The organism is Spirosoma horti, from assembly GCF_054776595.1.
This window is the reverse complement of sequence record NZ_BAAHBQ010000002.1, coordinates 693,689-710,593: the sequence shown is the minus strand read 5'-3', so window position 1 is coordinate 710,593 and position 16,905 is coordinate 693,689. Positions and strand designations below refer to the sequence as shown.

Here is a 16,905-nt window from a genome sequence, read left to right as displayed (position 1 = left end):
CAGAGATATGAAGCATAAACCATTTCAGGTCATTTACGAAGACAATCACCTGCTCATCGTTAATAAAGAGCCAGGTGTTTTGGTACAGGGTGACCGCACCGGCGACGTTACGCTGCTGGATTTATTGAAAGACTACGTAAAGGAAAAATATAATAAACCAGGCGAGGTATTTCTGGGATTGGTTCATCGGCTCGACCGTCCGGTGAGTGGTCTGGTTGTTTTTGCCCGTACCTCCAAAGCCCTGGAACGCATGAACGAAATCTTCCGGAAACGGCAGGTGCAGAAAACCTATTGGGCCATTGTTCGGCGGAAGCCCCCCAAGGATGCCGACAAGCTGGTTGGCTGGATTACGAAAGATGAGCAAAAGAACCAGGTAACCGTCCACGATTTTGAAGTACCCAAGTCGCAGAAGGCTGAACTTTCCTATCGGGTACTGGGCAAGATCAACGAGCATTATTTGCTGGAGGTAAACCCGATTACGGGGCGACCGCACCAGATCAGGTCTCAGCTGGCCCATATGGGTTGCCCGATTCGGGGCGATATTAAATATGGATACGACCGGGCCGTTGCCGACAAGAAAATCTACCTACACGCCCGCCGGCTGTATTTCATTCATCCGATTAAACAGCCAGGCGCACCAGACCGGCCACTGATTTGCAAAGCGGGTTTACCAAATGATCCGTTCTGGGAAGAATTTCTGGCCCTGGATGATGAAGTATACAATGATAAAAACCTGGATATTACATTTGAGTAAGTTCAATTCCAGGGGTGCCACAACAGTAAGGGCCGCATTTTCTCGAGATCAGAAAATGCGGCCCTCTATTTAGTAGACACCAAACGTAGCTCAGTGTTCGGTTACAGTCTGTGTTGTACTTGATTCCGACGGTGAAATATCCAAAACAATTTGCTCCATAACACGATCAATCATTTGAACAATTCCCCTTAAAGCTCCGAATACGATACATAACGGAAGTATGATGGGCAGGAAAAATACCCACTGAAAGATCATATACACTCGAAAATTTCTCATCAGCTTAGGGGATAATTATAGATTAAGTTTACGGCAAAATAAAAAAGAGTACTTCCATTAGTCGGCCTTAAAAATCCATTCTATTCATATTCAAAATTAACCTTGACTTAGTACAAAAACAAGGTTAGTCTCAAAAAGTTTGTCAGTGAATATACAACTTTACGATTAAGTTAGGTAAAGTTGTTGTCACTCTCAATCTGTTAAACAGATATCAACTACTGTGCCAGAAATTTAAAAAAGACCTGGTTTTTAAATTTATTTAGACAGCTATGTTATAAAGTTAATAAATAACTTCCATTTAGCCTTTATACCAAACAATATTCTTTATTTATATGAAATTACTTTAGATTGACTCATATAGGATTGTTTTGAGATTGTAGGCATTTGCTAAAGAAATGGAACAGTGCTTTTAACGAGTTCCGCAATGCTTTTCAGACATGTGGCATTCGTAGAAAAGCGGCAGATAGGTGGTTATCATTGACAAGACCGCTAGTATATCTCTGTTTATGAGGAGAGTAGCTTTTCCCCAAGCAAACTAGGTACTCGTTGACGCAACGACCGGTCAGCGTGTTTAAAAATAAAAAGGGTTCGGCTCCCACATCAATCTGGATGTGAGAGCCGAACCCTTAAAAGTGACTCTATTCTAACGCTATTTCAGTGTCGCTACAGCGTCTTTAATACGTTGCACAGCTTCAACAAGTGATTCATCAGCTGCTGCCGTTGAAATACGTAAGCAATCAGGAGCGCCAAAACCAGAACCGGCAACAGTTGCTACGTAAGCGGTGTTGAGTAGCCAGGAAGCAAAGTCATCGGAGTTGTTGATGGTTGTTGTCCCATCCGATTTGCCATAGTAATAGCTGATATCAGGAAAAGCGTAGAAAGCCCCCTCCGGCACATTAGTGCGGAAGTGCGGAACCTCTTTGAGCAACTTCACAACCAGATCGCGCCGACGGTGGTAGGCTTTCGCCATTTCTTGAGATGGCTCCATAGGTCCGTTCAAAGCAGCAACGGTAGCTTTCTGCGCAATCGAGTTCGTACCCGAAGTGACCTGGCCCTGTAGCTTCTCGACACCATCGGCAATCCATTTTGCCGCACCTATATACCCAATACGCCAGCCGGTCATGGCATATCCTTTTGCCACACCATTTACCGTAATAACTCGCTCCGCAACTTCAGGAATCGAGCCCATACTGAAGTGGCCCTCGGGCGTGAAGTTTATATATTCGTAGATTTCATCAGCCAGCACATGAACATTTTCGTGCCGTGCAACAACCTCGGCAATCGCACGAAGTTCAGCCTCTGAATAGATCGATCCCGTTGGGTTATTTGGCGATGCATACATGACAATTTTGGTCCGGTCCGTAATGGCGGCTTCAAATTGCTCGGGCGTTACCTTAAAGTTATTGTCAAAGCTCCCGTCAATGACAACGGCTTTCCCTTCGGCCAGCTTCACCATTTCGGAGTAACTAACCCAGTAAGGCGAGAAAATGATCACCTCATCGCCGGGATTTACCAACACCTGAATGACATTGGCCAGTGAGTGTTTGGCACCCGTCGACACAACAATATTTTCGGGTTTCCAGTCAATATTATTATCGCGCTTGAACTTATCGGCAATGGCTTTGCGCAGATCAGGATAACCAGCAACGGGCGAATAGCCATGAAACCCATCATCGATGGCTTTTTTGGCCGCTTCACAAATATGCGCGGGTGTTTTAAAATCGGGCTCTCCAACGCTCAGGCTGATTACTTTGTGGCCCAGAGCGGCCAATTCACGAGCTTTTTTGGTCATCGCCAGCGTGGACGACTCCTCCAGCGCATTGATGCGGTCGGCTAACAAACTCACGGTGTCAAGCGTGGCAGACATAATCGGTGATGTTTTAGGAAAATGATAACAAACTGACCGCAAAGGTAGTAGGTTTTCAGCGGAAGGGTGCGGATTTTGGGAAATTAAAAAAGGTTAGTTACAGCGGATATGAGTAAGACGTCGATTCAAATAAATCACAAAATGTAACTCTGTAGTTTTGTCCACTTATAGTAAACTTTTTATAAAAAAACAGTTCTTCACTGAACATACCAGATGCAAAGGGGCTGCTGATGGATTTCTAGTTCAATACAATGGTTAATATCATAGCTAGGCGTACTTTACTAGCCTATTGCAGCCAATATCCTTCAGCCGCTAATGCATTAAAGCAATGGTATGCCGAGTGGCTTGAGCGAGACTTTGCGAGTTTCAACGATCTAAAGGCTGTTTACGGCTCAGTAAGTATTGTTGGTGATGATCAGGTTGTTTTTAAATAAATACTGTTTAGTGGTCCGTATTGCCTTCGAGTACAAGACCATTCAAATCAAATGGTTTGGCACGCATGCTGAATATGATAAAATTGATGTGACAACTGTGCAATTTCAGAAACCATGAAGCTCAAACCCATTAAAACAGAGCAGGAGTACGATGAACTGATGAACTGGGTTGATGAGCAATTCGATCTCAAAACACCACCCAATAGTTCTCAAGGCGAAACCTTACAGATAGCTCTGCTACTCATTAGGGCCTATGAAGATGAGCACTATTCGATTCCAGCCCCAGACCCTATTGATGCTATCCGCCTGAAAATGGAGGAAAAGGGCTTTAGAAATAAAGATTTTGTCGGGAAACTAGGGAGTAAAAGTTACGTATCGGCAGTTTTAAACCGACGTAAACCGCTTACGCTCGAAATGGCGAAATTCTTTCATAAAGAATTAGGCATACCAGCAGGCGTCTTGTTGAGCTAAGCACAGACGTCTACTATCAAACTGTTGCCACTTCTCCTTCATCCGCGCACTCCGCCAGTAATTCAGCATTTGTCTTTAATAAAACAGGGTGCACAAAATCCGGTGCGATCTCCGCTAAGGGAACAAGTGTAAACCGTCGCTGATGGAGGAACGGATGCGGAATGGTCAGCGTATCGCTTTGCAAAACGAGATGGTCATAATAGAGCATGTCGATATCGATAACACGTGCGCCCCACTTTTCGAAACGGACGCGCCCCAGCTCCTGCTCAATGATCTGCGTTTGTACAAGTACATCTTCTGGTCGCAGCATAGTATGAATAGCCAGCACCTGATTCAGATACGTCGGTTGATCCACGACACCCCAGGGCGCTGTTTCATATAAAGATGATTGTTGGCCCACTGTTCCAAGGCGTTTCGCAATCAGGCTGGCCGCTCGCCGAAGAGTTTGCACACGGTCGCCGAGATTAGCGCCCAGAAGAAGGTACATCATGATGTGAGCTTTAGCCTATATGGCGTAGTATACTGTCATTTTGTCTATGGGCCGTGCGGTCGGCGTATAACCTGATCACTCGATCCACATACCGCCTACATCAATCAATAGTCTTTAATCGGTTTGATACCGTAATAGGCCTTGATTTCTTCTTCGCTGGGCGTTTTGGCGGGCCGGACGAGCCGGAAGCCAACAAAGGAAGCGGACGTTAACCACCAGTCTGACTTGGGGCTCTGTGGGTCAAGCACTTTCCAGGCCGGGGCCGAAGGCGTCCGGGCAGCCGACCGCAGTACAGTTGCCTCGTCATCCCAGGAGCCCCCGCGTACTGAGTTGGGGTAAAGCGCAGTGGTTGGTGCATAAGCTTCTTTTGCTTTCCCACTGGCCACCTGTTGATAATAGTCTTCAATGTATTGATCCTTGGTCCATTCCATTACATTGCCATGCATATCGTACAGACCGAACGGATTGGGTTTCTTTGTCCCAACCTTTTTATAGGCCCCGTCGCTGTTACCCGTAAACACGGCATACTCGCTCAATTTTTTCACGTCGGCCCCGAATGAATACGGCGTTGTCGTATTGGCCCGGCAGGCATATTCCCACTCGGCTTCCGTTGGCAACCGATAGAACACCCCTGTTTTGGCATAGAGCCAGGCGCAGAATTTAATGGCTGCATATTGGGTCATGTTAATAGCCGGATAACCCGCCCGGCCCATCCCGAACGACATGTCTACATAAGGCGGACTTGGCCGTGTGGTAGCATCTGTCTTCGTTAAGTTGGCGTCTGATTCGGTATACTTGGCGGCCATTTCCTTCTCCATGTTGGTGAAGGCAAACAGGTCATACAAATCCCAGGTCACCTCATATTGACCCATATAAAAGGGCTCGATCTGTACTTTGTGCTGGGGTCCTTCATCGGCATTACGCCCTTTCTCCGTGGCGGGGCTACCCATAAGATAAGATCCGCCCGGAATAGCGACCATCGCATAGGTCTGATTACTGCCTGGTACGGCCTGCGTATAGGATTTGATTGAACTCGTGGTTTGAGCGCTTGTACTAGCCACAACCCCACTCAGAAAAGCGATGGTTGAAAAGAGATATTTCAGACGCATTGTTGGTTATTCAGGAAAAGGAAGTTGTATTGATTAACAGGTAAAAGTACGAACGATTTCCTTTGTTGTACCTTTGTAGAAATAAATCAAAATGTGGCCGGGCTAACCTATCCGTTAAGTCGACTGGACTGATCTTCCTGAAGCAGCCTTTTCGACTCCGCCCGCTACCCGATTAACGAATGAATTATCTATCAGCCGAAAATTTAGCGAAGTCCTACGGCGACCGTACTCTGTTCAAAAACCTTACGTTCGGTATAAACCGGGGCGATAAAGTAGCCATCGTTGGTGCCAACGGTTCAGGCAAAACCACCCTGTTGTCCATTCTGGCCGGGGCCATGCCACCCGACGCCGGACTTGTTAGCCACCGCAAAGACATTAGCATTGGCTATCTTGATCAGCAGCCAGACCTCAATGATGCCCTCACGATCATGGAGGTGGTGCTGGCGGGTGAAAGCGCTCAACTCGATGCCGTACGATCGTACGAACAGGCGTTGGCTAACGAAGACCATGACGCCTTGGAAGAAGCCATGTCGAACATGGAAAAGCTCGAAGCCTGGGATTATGAAGCCCAGATTCGCCAGATTCTGGGCGAATTGGGCATTCAGGATGTCAACCAGATTGCCGGTTCCTTGTCGGGTGGCCAGCGCAAACGGGTTGCTCTGGCGCGGGTGCTCATCCAGAATCCGGATTTATTGATTCTGGATGAGCCCACCAACCACCTCGATTTGGAGGCCATCGAATACCTCGAAAGTTACCTGAATACAAACAACGGCACGCTGCTGATGGTCTCCCACGACCGGTATTTTCTGGATCGGGTATGCAACCAGATAGCCGAGATGGACAATGGACAGCTTTATACCTATAAAGGCAACTACGCGTATTTTCTAGAGAAGAAAGAAGAGCGAGAAATGGCAGCAGCTTCGGAGCTGTCGAAAGACCGCAACACCTTCCGGCGCGAGCTGGAATGGATGCGTCGGCAACCCAAAGCACGGGGCACCAAAGCCCAGTACCGCATCGATGCCTTTGAGGATCTGAAAGAAAAAACCAGCGGCAAACGGAACGACGGCGAACTGGATCTGAACCTGCGCATGGCGCGACTGGGCAGTAAAATCCTGGAAGTCGAAAACCTGAGCAAACGTTTTGGCGATAAAGTCCTGCTCGACCATTTCAATTATACCTTCAAACGCCCCGACCGCGTAGGATTGATTGGCAAAAATGGCATGGGTAAAACCACGCTGATGAATATGCTGACCGGCCAGCTACGGCCCGATTCGGGGAAAATTACGACAGGCGGCACCGTTAAATTTGGCTACTATACCCAAACGGAACTGGATCTGCCCGAAAACCAACGGGTAATCGACGTGGTGCAGGATGTAGCCGAAGTAATGAAGCTAGCCAATGGCGATACCATCACCGCGACGCAGCTTCTTAGCCGGTTTCTGTTCGACCGTTCCAAGCAGTATGATTTTGTCGCCAAGCTGAGCGGAGGTGAAAAAAGACGGTTACAACTGCTGCTGGTTTTGGTGCAGAACCCGAACTTCCTGATTCTGGATGAGCCGACCAACGATCTGGATATCATGACGTTGAATGTGCTGGAAGACTTTTTGCTTAACTTTCCCGGCTGTGTGCTCATTGTAACCCACGATCGGTATTTCATGGACCGGCTGGTTGAGCACGTCTTCGTGATGGAAGGCGAGGGAAAAGTCCGCGACTATCCCGGTAACTATACCGATTATCGCGATTGGCGGGATGCACAGCCTAAGGCTACGCGTGCCAACAAAACGGCTCCAGCAGAAACCAAGCCTTCGACACCGGTAGCCTCTTCCGCAGCGTCCAGCGCCAATGGTGCTAAACGGAAACTGTCATTTAAAGAAATGAAGGAGTATGAAACCATTGAGAAAGAAATCGATTCGCTGGAAGAACACAAAAGCAATCTTGTGAACCTTCTGAATTCAGGAGGCCCACATGAGCAATTAACGGCCTGGGCGCGGGAAATTGAGTTAATTGACCAAACCATTGCTCAGAAATCAGACCGCTGGCTGGAGTTGGCGGAGTATATTTAAAGAGCGAAAAAGCGGTCCGCCGGAGCGGTGAAAGAGCGAAAGAGTGGTGCAACCAGCCAACTTGTTCACTCATTCACCGCTCCGGTTGACCACTCATTCTCTCTTTCACCCTTTACTTATGGATCAGATAATTACTTTCTTCCAAACGTTGCTCAACTCCGAAGAAATTATTCGAACGGGTGGGTTGGTGCTGATTACGGCCATTGTCTTCGTCGAAAATGGCTTTTTCTTCGGCTTTTTTCTACCGGGCGACTACCTCCTGTTTTTATCGGGTGTATTTGCCGGCATTAAATTGCTCAATGTTCCCTTATGGCTCCTGCTGAGCTGTATTTTCGGGGCTGCCGTAATTGGATCGCTGATCGGCTACCTGACGGGCTATTATTTTGGCGGGAAGATCAAGAATCGGCCAGATTCCCTGTTTTTCAAACAGAAATACATTGAAAACACACGGGAAGCCTTTATTAAATATGGAAATAGCGCCTTAATTATTTCCCGATTCCTGCCCATCGTCAGAACCTTCGCCCCGCTTCTGGCTGGCCTGATTCACATGCCCGCTCGTTTCTTCATGCTCTACAACATCATCGGCGGGGGTATTTGGGTATTAACGCTGGTTGGTGGAGGCTTCTTTTTCGGTGAGCGGTTTCCCTGGATCGTTGATTACGTTCAATACATTATTCTGTTCTTCCTGGCCATTACCACCTTCACGGTTGTCAAGGGTTATCTGAATGCCCGAAGAGAAAAACAAAGTAAAACCGGCGACGCTTAGTGTCAGGACTTCTCGACCCAGATCGTTTTTATATTTACGAACTCTTTAATGCCTGCCTCCGACAATTCGCGGCCAAAGCCAGACTGTTTAATACCGCCAAAAGGCACGCGGGCATCGGAGCGCATCAGCCCATTGACGAAAACCGAGCCAGCCTGAATCCGGCGGGCCAGCCGGTCAGCCTGATCTAAATCCTGCGTCCAGATGGCGGAGCCCAGGCCAAAATCAGACTGGTTTGCCAGCCGAACCGCATCCGCTTCATCTTTAGCGTCAATAAGTACCGCCAGCGGGCCGAAGGTTTCTTCATCAAACGCAGCCATACCGGGCTTTACCTTGTCCAGCAGCATGGGCTGCACGTTGCACTGATCCCGCTCACCGCCCGTCAGCCGTTTGGCTCCTTTTGCCAGCGTCGCCTGATATTGCCGTTCAATAGCATCGGCCAGATCCAGCCGCGCCATCGGACCCATTGTGGTAGCATCGTCCATTGGGTCACCCTGTTTGATCTGGCTAATCTGGTGCAGGAGTCGTTCCGTAAATGGCTTTTTAACGGCCTTTTCGACGATAAACCGCTTGGCTGCAATGCAGCTTTGCCCGGCGTTCTGCATGCGGGATTTGACGGCCACCTCCGCAGCTTTATCGAGATCGGCGTCGGCCAGCACGATCAAGGCATCGGAGCCGCCCAGTTCCAAAACCGATTTCTTAATTTCCCGACCAGCGATGCTGGCCACCGACGATCCCGCCCGTCCGCTGCCGGTGAGCGTCACCGCTTTTACCCGTTTATCGCTCAACAACCCGTCAACAGCCGGTACATCGACCAGAAGCGATTGAAAGACACCAACGGGTAAGCCACACGCCCGAAAGGCTTCGTCGATGGCTAAAGAACAGCCGAACACATTGGGCGCGTGCTTCAGCAAACCAACGTTTCCGGCAATCAGGCCCGGAATAGCGAAGCGCATGACCTGCCAGAATGGAAAATTCCAGGGCATGATGGCCAACACCGGCCCTAATGGCTGGTAAGTCGTAAAGCTGGTCTGCGCATCGGAATCGATTTGTTGGTCAGCCAGAAATGCTTCGGCCTGATCGGCGTAGAACGTGCAGGCTGCTGCGCACTTATCCACTTCACCAACCGCTTCTTTCAGCGTCTTGCCCATTTCGGCCGTTATTAACTCGCCGTAACGCTGGTTGTTACTGGCTAAATACTGACCAACTTTCCGCAGGTAATGAGCACGCTCCCGAATGGACAAAGCCGACCAGTCGGCAAATGCCCAGTCGGCCTGTTTAAGTTTTCGCTCGATTGTGCTGACGCTATCGGCCCGATAAGTCTTAAGCGTTTTCTGCGTATATGGATTTATGGACGTAAACATAGAAAGAGGGATTCATGAAGTAGGCTATAGGACGTACGATATGGGGGGTGTTTATGCGACCTACATCCTATATACATCTTATACCCTACAGCTCTCTTTATTGTTCTTCACTTTCCAATTTATTGACCAGTTCGACCATCGTGTCGACAACCTGCTCCATTCGCTCATGGCCTACAATCAGGTCAAACTTTTCGCGGGCCTCCTGCATGCACGCCTTGAGGCTTACAAACAGGGATTTACCCCGCTCATTGAGAAAAATAATACTGGACCGTGAGTCATTCGGATTCTTCTTTGTATAGATATAGCCCTCGGTTTCGAGCAACCCGACAATTTTGCTCATCATCTGCTTGGTTACACAAGCCCGCTTCGCTAACTCATTATTGGTAATGCCGCTCTCTTCAATATTCGAAAGAAACATCAGGTAACTCATTTTAAAATCAGTGTACCCCAACGCATGAAGACGCGGCTCGATGAAGCTGCTCGTATAACGCTTTATACGCCAAAAAATACGCCCGATAGACCGTTCTCGGACTGTACGATATTGGTCAAAATCAAAGAAATCTTTATCTGTTTCCACGAACATACTGGCAATTTAAAAAACACTGAAACAATTTCTGGCAAAAGATTGTACAAATATAGTCAACTTGCTTGACCTTGTAGTCAACTTGGTTTACTTTTGCTCAACAATAATTAAGCAGTCGGGGCACCGGAGCGATTGACCACTCCTTCAGTTCTTTACTTCAAAGCAGGCTATGACTAAAACATTACTGATTTTATGGCAACTCTAACAACAGAAATGGCAACCTCAGAAGAGAAAAGCGGTATAAAAACGTATTTACCTCGTATCATTATTGCTCTCGTCGTATTGGTCGGCGGCTACTTTGGCTACAAAGCCTATGTACACAGCCAGCATTACGAAACCACCGACAATGCTCAGATTGAAGGCAACTCGGCTCCTGTATTGGCCCGTGTAGCCGGTTACGTGCAGTCGGTCAATGTTGATGACTACGCGATGGTCAAGAAAGGCCAGCCTCTGATAACGATCGATCCAGAAGAATATGATGTCGCACTGGCTCAGGCCGAAGCCGATTATCAACAATCACTGGCTGATTTGGCAACAGCACGGGCCGATTTGCAAACAGCGCAGGCTACGGTTCGTAACGTAACCCAGAACGCCCGCGTTGCTCAGTCAAACGCGCAGGTACAGGCCGTCCGGCGCAATAAAGCCCAGCAGGATTTACAGCGTGATCAAAACCTGTATAAAGAACAGTCGCTCACTAAAAAACAATTGGAAGATACCCAAAATAATGTGGAGGTGCAGTCTGGACAATATAACGCTAACGTGGAGCAGATTAATCTGGCCAAAACGTCAGAGGGTGTTGCAAGGGCCGGTATTGCCAGAGCTGAAGCGAATATTCAGAAAATCCAGGCAGTCTTGAAAGTGAAACAGGCTGCCATCGACAACGCCAAACTGCGGGTAGGCTATGCACGCCTGGTAGCGCCAGTGGCCGGTAAGATTGGCCGTAAAAACGTTGTTGTGGGTCAATACGTACAACCCGGCCAGAATCTGTTCACCATTGTGGCTGATTCAACATTCTGGGTTGTGGCCAACTTCAAAGAAACCCAACTGGAGAAAATGCAGCTTGGTCAGCCGGTCGATATTAAACTCGATGCTTATCCTGACCTTGACATCAAAGGGCGCGTATCTTCCCTTTCTGATGCGACGGGCGCTCGGTTTGCGCTGTTACCCGCCGATAATGCATCGGGGAACTTCGTTAAAATCACCCAGCGTGTACCGGTAAAAATTGAAATCCTGAATCCGGAAAAATACAAGAACCAACTGCGGGCAGGTTTGAGCGTTGACGCTGAAGTACGGGTAGCCAATTAAGAAACATCCCAGGAACGAGCCCGATTATGTCTCAACCAACAGGATTTCGCCGGTGGATCGTGGTCATCACGGCTATCTCGGCGGCTATCATTGAATTGATCGACACCTCCATTGTGAACGTCGGCCTGACCGACATTGCCGGGAACCTCGGCGTCACGATTGAGGATGTATCGTGGGTAGTAACGGCCTATGCCATTGCCAACGTTATCGTTATTCCGATGACGGGCTTTTTACAACGGTATTTTGGTCGTAAAAACTACTACATCGGCTCCATCATTCTGTTCACCGTTGCATCTTATGGCTGTGGCTTTGCGGATAGTTTATGGACACTGGTTGCTTTCCGGTTTTTACAGGGCATTGGTGGCGGAGCTCTTCTATCCACGTCGCAGGGGCTGATGTTCGATGCGTTCCCCCCCGCACAGCGTCCCGTTGCTTCGGCCTTATTCGGGATGGGTATTGTGCTCGGCCCAACGCTTGGCCCAACCCTCGGCGGCTACATTATCGACAATTACCACTGGAGCTGGATGTTCTACATCAACGTGCCGATTGGTATTGTTGCCGTTCTGCTGAGTTCAGCGTTCATCGACAAGAAAGAAGATGAATTGAATATCGACCGCAAAAGCATACCCATTGACCAGATGGGCATTCTCCTGCTGGCCGTTGGTATCGGGAGTTTACAGTACGTGCTGGAACGGGGCGAGGCCGACGACTGGTTCGATAGCGACGTAATTATGTGGCTGACGGTTGCGGCTGTCATTACGATCCCGGCCTTTATCTGGTGGGAGTTCCGGGGAACGAAGGACCCCGTGGTGGACCTCCGCACATTGAAGAACCGCAACCTGGCCCTCGGCTCTATTCTAATGGTCGTTATTGGGTATGGCTTGTTCACGTCCGTACTGCTGTATCCATTGTTTGCCCAGCGTATTGTTGGCCTGACGGCTACTCAAACGGGTAAACTTCTGATTCCGGGTGGCCTGGTCACGTTGCCCATGTTTGCCCTGGCGGGTCGCTTACTGGCCAAAGGCGTGTCGCCAAAGATCGTCGTTATTGGCGGCTATATTGCGTTTGCGAGCTTTTGCTTCATCATGTCGACCTACAACATGGATGCCTCGAACGGCGACTTTATTACCGCGCTGATCATTCGGGGCATTGGGCTTGCCTTTGTGAACGTACCGCTTATCAACCAATCGGTTTCCACGCTGGAACCGCGCCAGTTGCCAACCGGTATCGCCATCGTCAACATGATGCGGCAGGTGGGTGGCGCCTTCGGCGTAGCCATCACGAATACCTACGTTACCCAACGAACAGCCGTGCACCGGGGCGATCTGGTATCGAACCTGCAACCAGGAGACATGCTTACCACGGAGCGGCTCAACGCGATGACACAGAGCCTGATAGCCAAAGGCGTTAACGCATTTGATGCGGCAACGGGCGCCTATAAAAATATGGATCTGATCATTTCACGGCAGGCGCTTATGGTGTCTTACCTGGACACGTTCAAGTTGGCAGGGTTGTTTTTCGTGGTCACGTTCCCACTTCTATTCTTACTTAAAAACAAAAAGATGGATGCCGCAACCGCCAAAGCTGTTGCTGATGCAGCCCACTGATTCTGGTTTCAGTTTGTGGTTTGGTCTTATCAATCCGTATACCCAACACCACCGGCTGAAAACCTTAAACTACATTTACTATGAAACCAGGACTTCTTACCATACCCTTGCTCCTAACGCTGGGAGTTGCTCAGGCGCAGAACCAGCCGGTGCCCATACCCGACGATTTGCGTGCACTGGTTCAGCAAGCCAATACAAATTATCCCACGCTGAAACAACAGCAACAACAGATTCAGGCGGGCGAAGTGCGGGTTGACATTGCCCGAACAGCGATGCGCCCCAATGTGAACCTGAACGGGAACTACACGTACGTAACGCCCGTACCACAATTTGCCATTCCAATTAATGGGCAGGATGTGGTCGCCAAGCTGGCTCCCAATAATAACGTGAACGCAAACCTGTCGGTTGGGCAAACGATTTATGACTTCGGCCGCACGGACGCGGCTATTCGGCAAGCCACGGACAATGTACAGATCCTGCGTCGAAATTTCGAATTAACGCAGCAATCACTCGCCTATCAGGTGGCAGCCGCTTACTACGGCGTTGGCTTTTTACAACGCGGCCTGATCGTTCAGGACTCGGTTATCCGAACGGCAACGGCCAACGTGAGGCTTTTATCGACACGGTTGCAGAATGGCGACGCTCTTCAATATGACGTATTGACTGAAGCCGTACGGGTGAAAGCCGCACAGAACCGTAGAATTGAGATTCAAAATCAGTTGGAGCGGCAGTTAGCTGTCCTGACTTACCTAACCGGAAATCCACAACCCGAAACGAGCCGGGCTGTGGAGCAATTCCAGCTTGGCGTTCAGTCAGGAACGGTTTCCCTGTTTGACCTGAATGGCCAGTTTCAGACAGCCGTTGCAGGTAACAAAGCTGTTTTGCTGGCACAGGATCAGGTTCGGGCTGCCGAAACGGAGGTCCTGGTCAACAGTCGGGCTGGTCAGCCGAGTATCACGTTCAGTGGTAACGCCGGTTATAAAAACGGGTATCCGCTCCAGGTCGAAAAACTCCGGGCCAACACCGCAGCGGGCATTAATTTTATTGCTCCGCTTTATGCGGGCAAGCGCTACCGATTACAAAATCAGGCTGCTCAGTTGACGCTTAATGCCAGCCGTTATGCCGTTGAGAATACCAGTGCTCAGTTACGTCAGAGCATCGCCCAAGTCAATGCCGACATCCGAAGCAATCAAACGCGGCTGGCTAACCTGGAAACCCAGGTAGAGCAAGCCCGGAAGGCCCTCCAGATTGCCAACGCCCGCCTACGAAACGGCGTTATCACAAATGTTGAATTACAGAGCGCCGAAACGGGCGTAGAGGAAGCTGAACTCGGCCGGTTAAACTTCCAGTATCAACTAATGCTCAACCAGTTGGAGCTAAAACGATTGCTGGGAGAAAGCCTGTTTTAAACAGGCCTTTCGTTTAGCTGCAGTGAGTCTGAACGAGCCCACCTTCACATTAAAGTATGTTAAAAATGCACTAGCCTACATACTAAACTGCCAACAGGAAGGATTCTATACAAAAGACACTGGTTGATTAAACGAACAACGCATCATGAAAAAGCGAGTGATAGAAATTCTGAAAGAATTTGGTGTACAAGAGTCTGCGATAACTGACCAAACTCATTTCTCACGCGATCTGGGTCTTGACAGTCTCGATTCGGTTGACTTGATTATGCAACTTGAAAAGGAATTTGGCATTCGCATTCCTGATGAGGACTACGGGAAATTAACGACCATGCAGGGTGTATTGACGTATCTGGAGTCAGAACAGGCAACTGCCTGACCTACACTCCAGCACCCGTTTCGCCAAGGGCGAGCGGCACAAAATAGATGTAGTATAAACGAAATGGGAGGCTGCTGAGCCTCCCATTTCGTTTATACTACATCTGCATACTAACCAGCGCATTGCCCCTTAGTACCGGAACAACGTCGTACAGATCATGTTGCAGGCAGTACGTTATGTCTTTCTGGATACCCAGCCGTTGAAGCCGCTGAATGTGCGACGAACTGGACAGGTAACTTGGCAGGTTATCTTTTCCCTGGCAATAGAGCCGCCATGCCATAATAGCGCTATCCTCGGCCATGGCATAGCTATCTTTCAGCCGTTCGACCAGAGCACCAGCAAAGAGCGTATCTTCCATGTTGACGCGTCCTTTCCAGCCAGCACATAGCACCATGACGTCATAGCGTTCCGTTTTCAGGAATTGAACAACCGCATCCAAATTCAGGAACGAGCCAACAAGTACCTTCACCGCCGAGCGTGACTTGGTAATAGCCAGGGTACCATTGGTGGTTGTCATGGCTACATTAGCCCCCCGAATTCGTTCGTCCATGTAGGTGAACGGTGAATTGTCCAGCTCAAAGCCGTCTACCTTTCGGGCATTTCGTTCGGCAGCGGCTAAGTATCCGCGTTCCTGGTAGAGCTGGCATTCTTCAATGGTAGCAACAGGAATAATACTCTTTACGCCATAGGCAAAAGCAGTCACCATACACGACGTAGCCCGGAACACGTCAGCCACAACAACAATTGTATTTTCAACGTTGTGCAGGTGCAGTAAATCAGGCGTTAAGCAAACATCAATTTGTTTCATAGACAGTTGCCTGATTTCGTTTACGTAGTGGTGTCGGGTTCGAGAACCCGACACCACTACGTAAACGAAATCAGGTCATTTTTTCACGAAAGGAGGTTTAATGACCTGTGCTTTTAGCAGGCGATCACGAACTTTTACAAAAATCTCCGAACCTGGCTTACTAAAGGCGGTCTGAACATAACCCAGTCCAACACCTTTGCCCAGGGTGGGCGACTGCGTACCTGACGTAACCTCGCCAATAATCGCACCCGTAGCGTCCGCCAGTTCGTAGTGACCGCGGGGAACGCCCCGCTCCAGCAATTCAAAACCGACGAGTTTACGGGGAACCCCCTGCTGCTTTTGTTCTTTCAGAAGATCGGCATCGATGAAGTCGTGGGTGAACTTGGTAACCCAGCCCAGGCCCGCTTCGATGGGCGATGTTTCGTCGGTAATGTCGTTACCGTACAGGTTATAGCCCATTTCCAGACGGAGGGTATCGCGGGCACCCAGGCCAATTGGCTTGATACCGAACGGCGCTCCAGCCTGCATAATGGCATTCCAGACACCTTCGGCCTGGTGGTTGGACACGTAAATTTCGAACCCACCCGCCCCGGTGTAGCCCGTTGCCGATACAATGACGTTGGCGTAACCAGCAAAATCCGTTTTCTCGAAGGTGTAATATTCCATCGAGTCCAGATCAACATTGGTGAGCGATTGAAGGGCTTTGGCCGCCAGCGGACCCTGGACCGCAAACAGGCACATTTCGTCCGATACGTTTACCATACTGAGCGGTGCGCCTTCCTGATCAAAGTCAGGCGCGTATTGACTGATCCAGTTCCAGTCCTTTTCAATGTTGGATGCATTCACGACGAGCATATACTCCAATTCACTGATCCGATACACCAGCAGGTCATCGACAATGCCGCCCCGGCCGTTGGGCAGGTAGCTATACTGCACTTTGCCATCAAATAGAATGCTGGCATCGTTGGCCGAAACACGCTGAATCAGACCCAGGGCTCCCTCTCCTTTGAGGATGAATTCGCCCATGTGCGAGACATCGAACACACCAACGCCATTGCGAACGGTGTTGTGCTCATCGAGATCGGAGGAATAGCGAACGGGCATCTCAAAACCCGCAAACGGCACAATCTTCGCGCCTAACTGTTGGTGAATATGATGAAGAGGAACTTGCTTAAGCGACATGTACTGAGGGGTTATCCGGCAAATTTACCGAAAAACGCGGGTTT

General features: G+C 49.3%; 17 protein-coding genes. 10 read left to right on the top strand and 7 right to left on the bottom strand.

The annotated features are described in order from the left end of the window. The first annotated feature begins 7 nt into the window (after positions 1-7). On the top strand, positions 8-754 hold the full coding sequence (locus ACYVAM_RS06905) for an RluA family pseudouridine synthase (RefSeq protein WP_461065259.1): 747 nt from the start codon (positions 8-10) through the stop codon (positions 752-754). 925 nt (positions 755-1,679) lie between these two features. On the opposite strand, the gene ACYVAM_RS06900 is transcribed toward ACYVAM_RS06905, so the two are convergent. After that, a complete protein-coding gene (locus tag ACYVAM_RS06900) occupies positions 1,680-2,897 on the bottom strand; it encodes a pyridoxal phosphate-dependent aminotransferase (RefSeq protein ID WP_461065257.1) in 1,218 nt (405 codons plus the stop codon). A gap of 251 nt (positions 2,898-3,148) precedes the next feature. Here ACYVAM_RS06900 and ACYVAM_RS06895 point away from each other — a divergent pair, with 251 nt between their 5' ends. From ACYVAM_RS06895 to ACYVAM_RS06885, 3 genes are read left to right on the top strand one after another with little or no spacing between them, the layout of a single operon-like run. Then, complete coding sequence (locus ACYVAM_RS06895) at positions 3,149-3,331, top strand: type II toxin-antitoxin system HigB family toxin (RefSeq protein WP_461065254.1); 183 nt, start codon at positions 3,149-3,151, stop codon at positions 3,329-3,331. Continuing rightward, positions 3,309-3,449, top strand: a complete 141-nt coding sequence (locus ACYVAM_RS06890; protein WP_461065253.1) for a type II toxin-antitoxin system HigB family toxin — start codon at positions 3,309-3,311, stop codon at positions 3,447-3,449. The genes ACYVAM_RS06895 and ACYVAM_RS06890 overlap by 23 nt, the downstream gene beginning before the upstream one ends. Beyond that, a complete protein-coding gene (locus ACYVAM_RS06885) occupies positions 3,446-3,802 on the top strand; it encodes a helix-turn-helix domain-containing protein (RefSeq protein ID WP_461065251.1) in 357 nt (118 codons plus the stop codon). Before ACYVAM_RS06890 ends, ACYVAM_RS06885 begins: the two co-directional genes overlap by 4 nt. A gap of 16 nt (positions 3,803-3,818) precedes the next feature. On the opposite strand, the gene folK is transcribed toward ACYVAM_RS06885, so the two are convergent. Then, positions 3,819-4,292: a 2-amino-4-hydroxy-6-hydroxymethyldihydropteridine diphosphokinase gene (gene folK / locus ACYVAM_RS06880; RefSeq protein ID WP_461065249.1), complete on the bottom strand. Its 474-nt coding sequence runs from the start codon at positions 4,290-4,292 to the stop codon at positions 3,819-3,821. Positions 4,293-4,396: 104 nt separating this feature from the next. Continuing rightward, the gene (locus tag ACYVAM_RS06875; protein ID WP_461065247.1) at positions 4,397-5,401 is read right to left on the bottom strand and encodes a formylglycine-generating enzyme family protein; all 1,005 of its coding nucleotides are present in this window, start codon (positions 5,399-5,401) and stop codon (positions 4,397-4,399) included. Positions 5,402-5,580: 179 nt separating this feature from the next. Between ACYVAM_RS06875 and ACYVAM_RS06870 the strand changes: the two genes are divergently transcribed. Then, positions 5,581-7,464, top strand: a complete 1,884-nt coding sequence (locus ACYVAM_RS06870) for an ABC-F family ATP-binding cassette domain-containing protein (RefSeq protein WP_461065245.1) — start codon at positions 5,581-5,583, stop codon at positions 7,462-7,464. A gap of 118 nt (positions 7,465-7,582) precedes the next feature. Beyond that, entirely contained in the window at positions 7,583-8,230 is a 648-nt protein-coding gene (locus ACYVAM_RS06865; protein ID WP_461065243.1) for a DedA family protein, read from the top strand. A 2-nt stretch (positions 8,231-8,232) separates the two neighbouring features. Here ACYVAM_RS06865 and ACYVAM_RS06860 read toward each other — a convergent pair whose 3' ends face one another. Both ACYVAM_RS06860 and ACYVAM_RS06855 read right to left on the bottom strand, forming a co-directional pair. Beyond that, positions 8,233-9,591 carry an NAD-dependent succinate-semialdehyde dehydrogenase gene (locus ACYVAM_RS06860; RefSeq protein WP_461065241.1) on the bottom strand — a complete coding sequence of 453 codons (1,359 nt, stop codon included), beginning with the start codon at positions 9,589-9,591 and terminating at the stop codon, positions 8,233-8,235. A 97-nt stretch (positions 9,592-9,688) separates the two neighbouring features. After that, positions 9,689-10,009, bottom strand: a complete 321-nt coding sequence (locus ACYVAM_RS06855) for a MarR family winged helix-turn-helix transcriptional regulator (protein ID WP_461065239.1) — start codon at positions 10,007-10,009, stop codon at positions 9,689-9,691. 357 nt (positions 10,010-10,366) lie between these two features. On the opposite strand from ACYVAM_RS06855, the gene ACYVAM_RS06850 reads away from it, so the two are divergent. The 4 genes from ACYVAM_RS06850 to ACYVAM_RS06835 all read left to right on the top strand — a co-directional run bounded on the left by ACYVAM_RS06850 (position 10,367) and on the right by ACYVAM_RS06835 (position 14,871). Further along, positions 10,367-11,479 (top strand): HlyD family secretion protein, encoded by a 1,113-nt coding sequence (locus ACYVAM_RS06850; protein ID WP_461065237.1) that lies wholly within the window; start codon positions 10,367-10,369, stop codon positions 11,477-11,479. A 26-nt stretch (positions 11,480-11,505) separates the two neighbouring features. After that, a complete protein-coding gene (locus ACYVAM_RS06845; protein ID WP_461065235.1) occupies positions 11,506-13,086 on the top strand; it encodes a DHA2 family efflux MFS transporter permease subunit in 1,581 nt (526 codons plus the stop codon). 80 nt (positions 13,087-13,166) lie between these two features. After that, on the top strand, positions 13,167-14,495 hold the full coding sequence (locus ACYVAM_RS06840; RefSeq protein WP_461065233.1) for a TolC family protein: 1,329 nt from the start codon (positions 13,167-13,169) through the stop codon (positions 14,493-14,495). Positions 14,496-14,640: 145 nt separating this feature from the next. Beyond that, positions 14,641-14,871 carry an acyl carrier protein gene (locus ACYVAM_RS06835; protein ID WP_461065231.1) on the top strand — a complete coding sequence of 77 codons (231 nt, stop codon included), beginning with the start codon at positions 14,641-14,643 and terminating at the stop codon, positions 14,869-14,871. Between the two features lie 97 nt (positions 14,872-14,968). Here the strand turns inward: ACYVAM_RS06835 and ACYVAM_RS06830 are convergent, their stop codons facing one another. Both ACYVAM_RS06830 and gcvT read right to left on the bottom strand, forming a co-directional pair. Continuing rightward, positions 14,969-15,679 (bottom strand): 2-phosphosulfolactate phosphatase, encoded by a 711-nt coding sequence (locus tag ACYVAM_RS06830; RefSeq protein ID WP_461065229.1) that lies wholly within the window; start codon positions 15,677-15,679, stop codon positions 14,969-14,971. A gap of 75 nt (positions 15,680-15,754) precedes the next feature. Then, entirely contained in the window at positions 15,755-16,861 is a 1,107-nt protein-coding gene (gene gcvT / locus ACYVAM_RS06825) for a glycine cleavage system aminomethyltransferase GcvT (protein ID WP_461065227.1), read from the bottom strand. Positions 16,862-16,905 lie beyond the last annotated feature (44 nt).

Bases quoted from the DNA above. Each gene is read 5' to 3' on its own strand.
- ACYVAM_RS06905 (WP_461065259.1), top strand. From the start codon at position 8: ATGAAGCATAAACCATTTCAGGTCATTTACGAAGACAATCACCTGCTC.
- ACYVAM_RS06900 (WP_461065257.1), bottom strand. From the start codon at position 2,897: ATGTCTGCCACGCTTGACACCGTGAGTTTGTTAGCCGACCGCATCAAT.
- ACYVAM_RS06895 (WP_461065254.1), top strand. From the start codon at position 3,149: ATGGTTAATATCATAGCTAGGCGTACTTTACTAGCCTATTGCAGCCAA.
- ACYVAM_RS06890 (WP_461065253.1), top strand. From the start codon at position 3,309: ATGATCAGGTTGTTTTTAAATAAATACTGTTTAGTGGTCCGTATTGCC.
- ACYVAM_RS06885 (WP_461065251.1), top strand. From the start codon at position 3,446: ATGAAGCTCAAACCCATTAAAACAGAGCAGGAGTACGATGAACTGATG.
- folK (WP_461065249.1), bottom strand. From the start codon at position 4,292: ATGATGTACCTTCTTCTGGGCGCTAATCTCGGCGACCGTGTGCAAACT.
- ACYVAM_RS06875 (WP_461065247.1), bottom strand. From the start codon at position 5,401: ATGCGTCTGAAATATCTCTTTTCAACCATCGCTTTTCTGAGTGGGGTT.
- ACYVAM_RS06870 (WP_461065245.1), top strand. From the start codon at position 5,581: ATGAATTATCTATCAGCCGAAAATTTAGCGAAGTCCTACGGCGACCGT.
- ACYVAM_RS06865 (WP_461065243.1), top strand. From the start codon at position 7,583: ATGGATCAGATAATTACTTTCTTCCAAACGTTGCTCAACTCCGAAGAA.
- ACYVAM_RS06860 (WP_461065241.1), bottom strand. From the start codon at position 9,591: ATGTTTACGTCCATAAATCCATATACGCAGAAAACGCTTAAGACTTAT.
- ACYVAM_RS06855 (WP_461065239.1), bottom strand. From the start codon at position 10,009: ATGTTTCTTTCGAATATTGAAGAGAGCGGCATTACCAATAATGAGTTA.
- ACYVAM_RS06850 (WP_461065237.1), top strand. From the start codon at position 10,367: ATGGCAACTCTAACAACAGAAATGGCAACCTCAGAAGAGAAAAGCGGT.
- ACYVAM_RS06845 (WP_461065235.1), top strand. From the start codon at position 11,506: ATGTCTCAACCAACAGGATTTCGCCGGTGGATCGTGGTCATCACGGCT.
- ACYVAM_RS06840 (WP_461065233.1), top strand. From the start codon at position 13,167: ATGAAACCAGGACTTCTTACCATACCCTTGCTCCTAACGCTGGGAGTT.
- ACYVAM_RS06835 (WP_461065231.1), top strand. From the start codon at position 14,641: ATGAAAAAGCGAGTGATAGAAATTCTGAAAGAATTTGGTGTACAAGAG.
- ACYVAM_RS06830 (WP_461065229.1), bottom strand. From the start codon at position 15,679: ATGAAACAAATTGATGTTTGCTTAACGCCTGATTTACTGCACCTGCAC.
- gcvT (WP_461065227.1), bottom strand. From the start codon at position 16,861: ATGTCGCTTAAGCAAGTTCCTCTTCATCATATTCACCAACAGTTAGGC.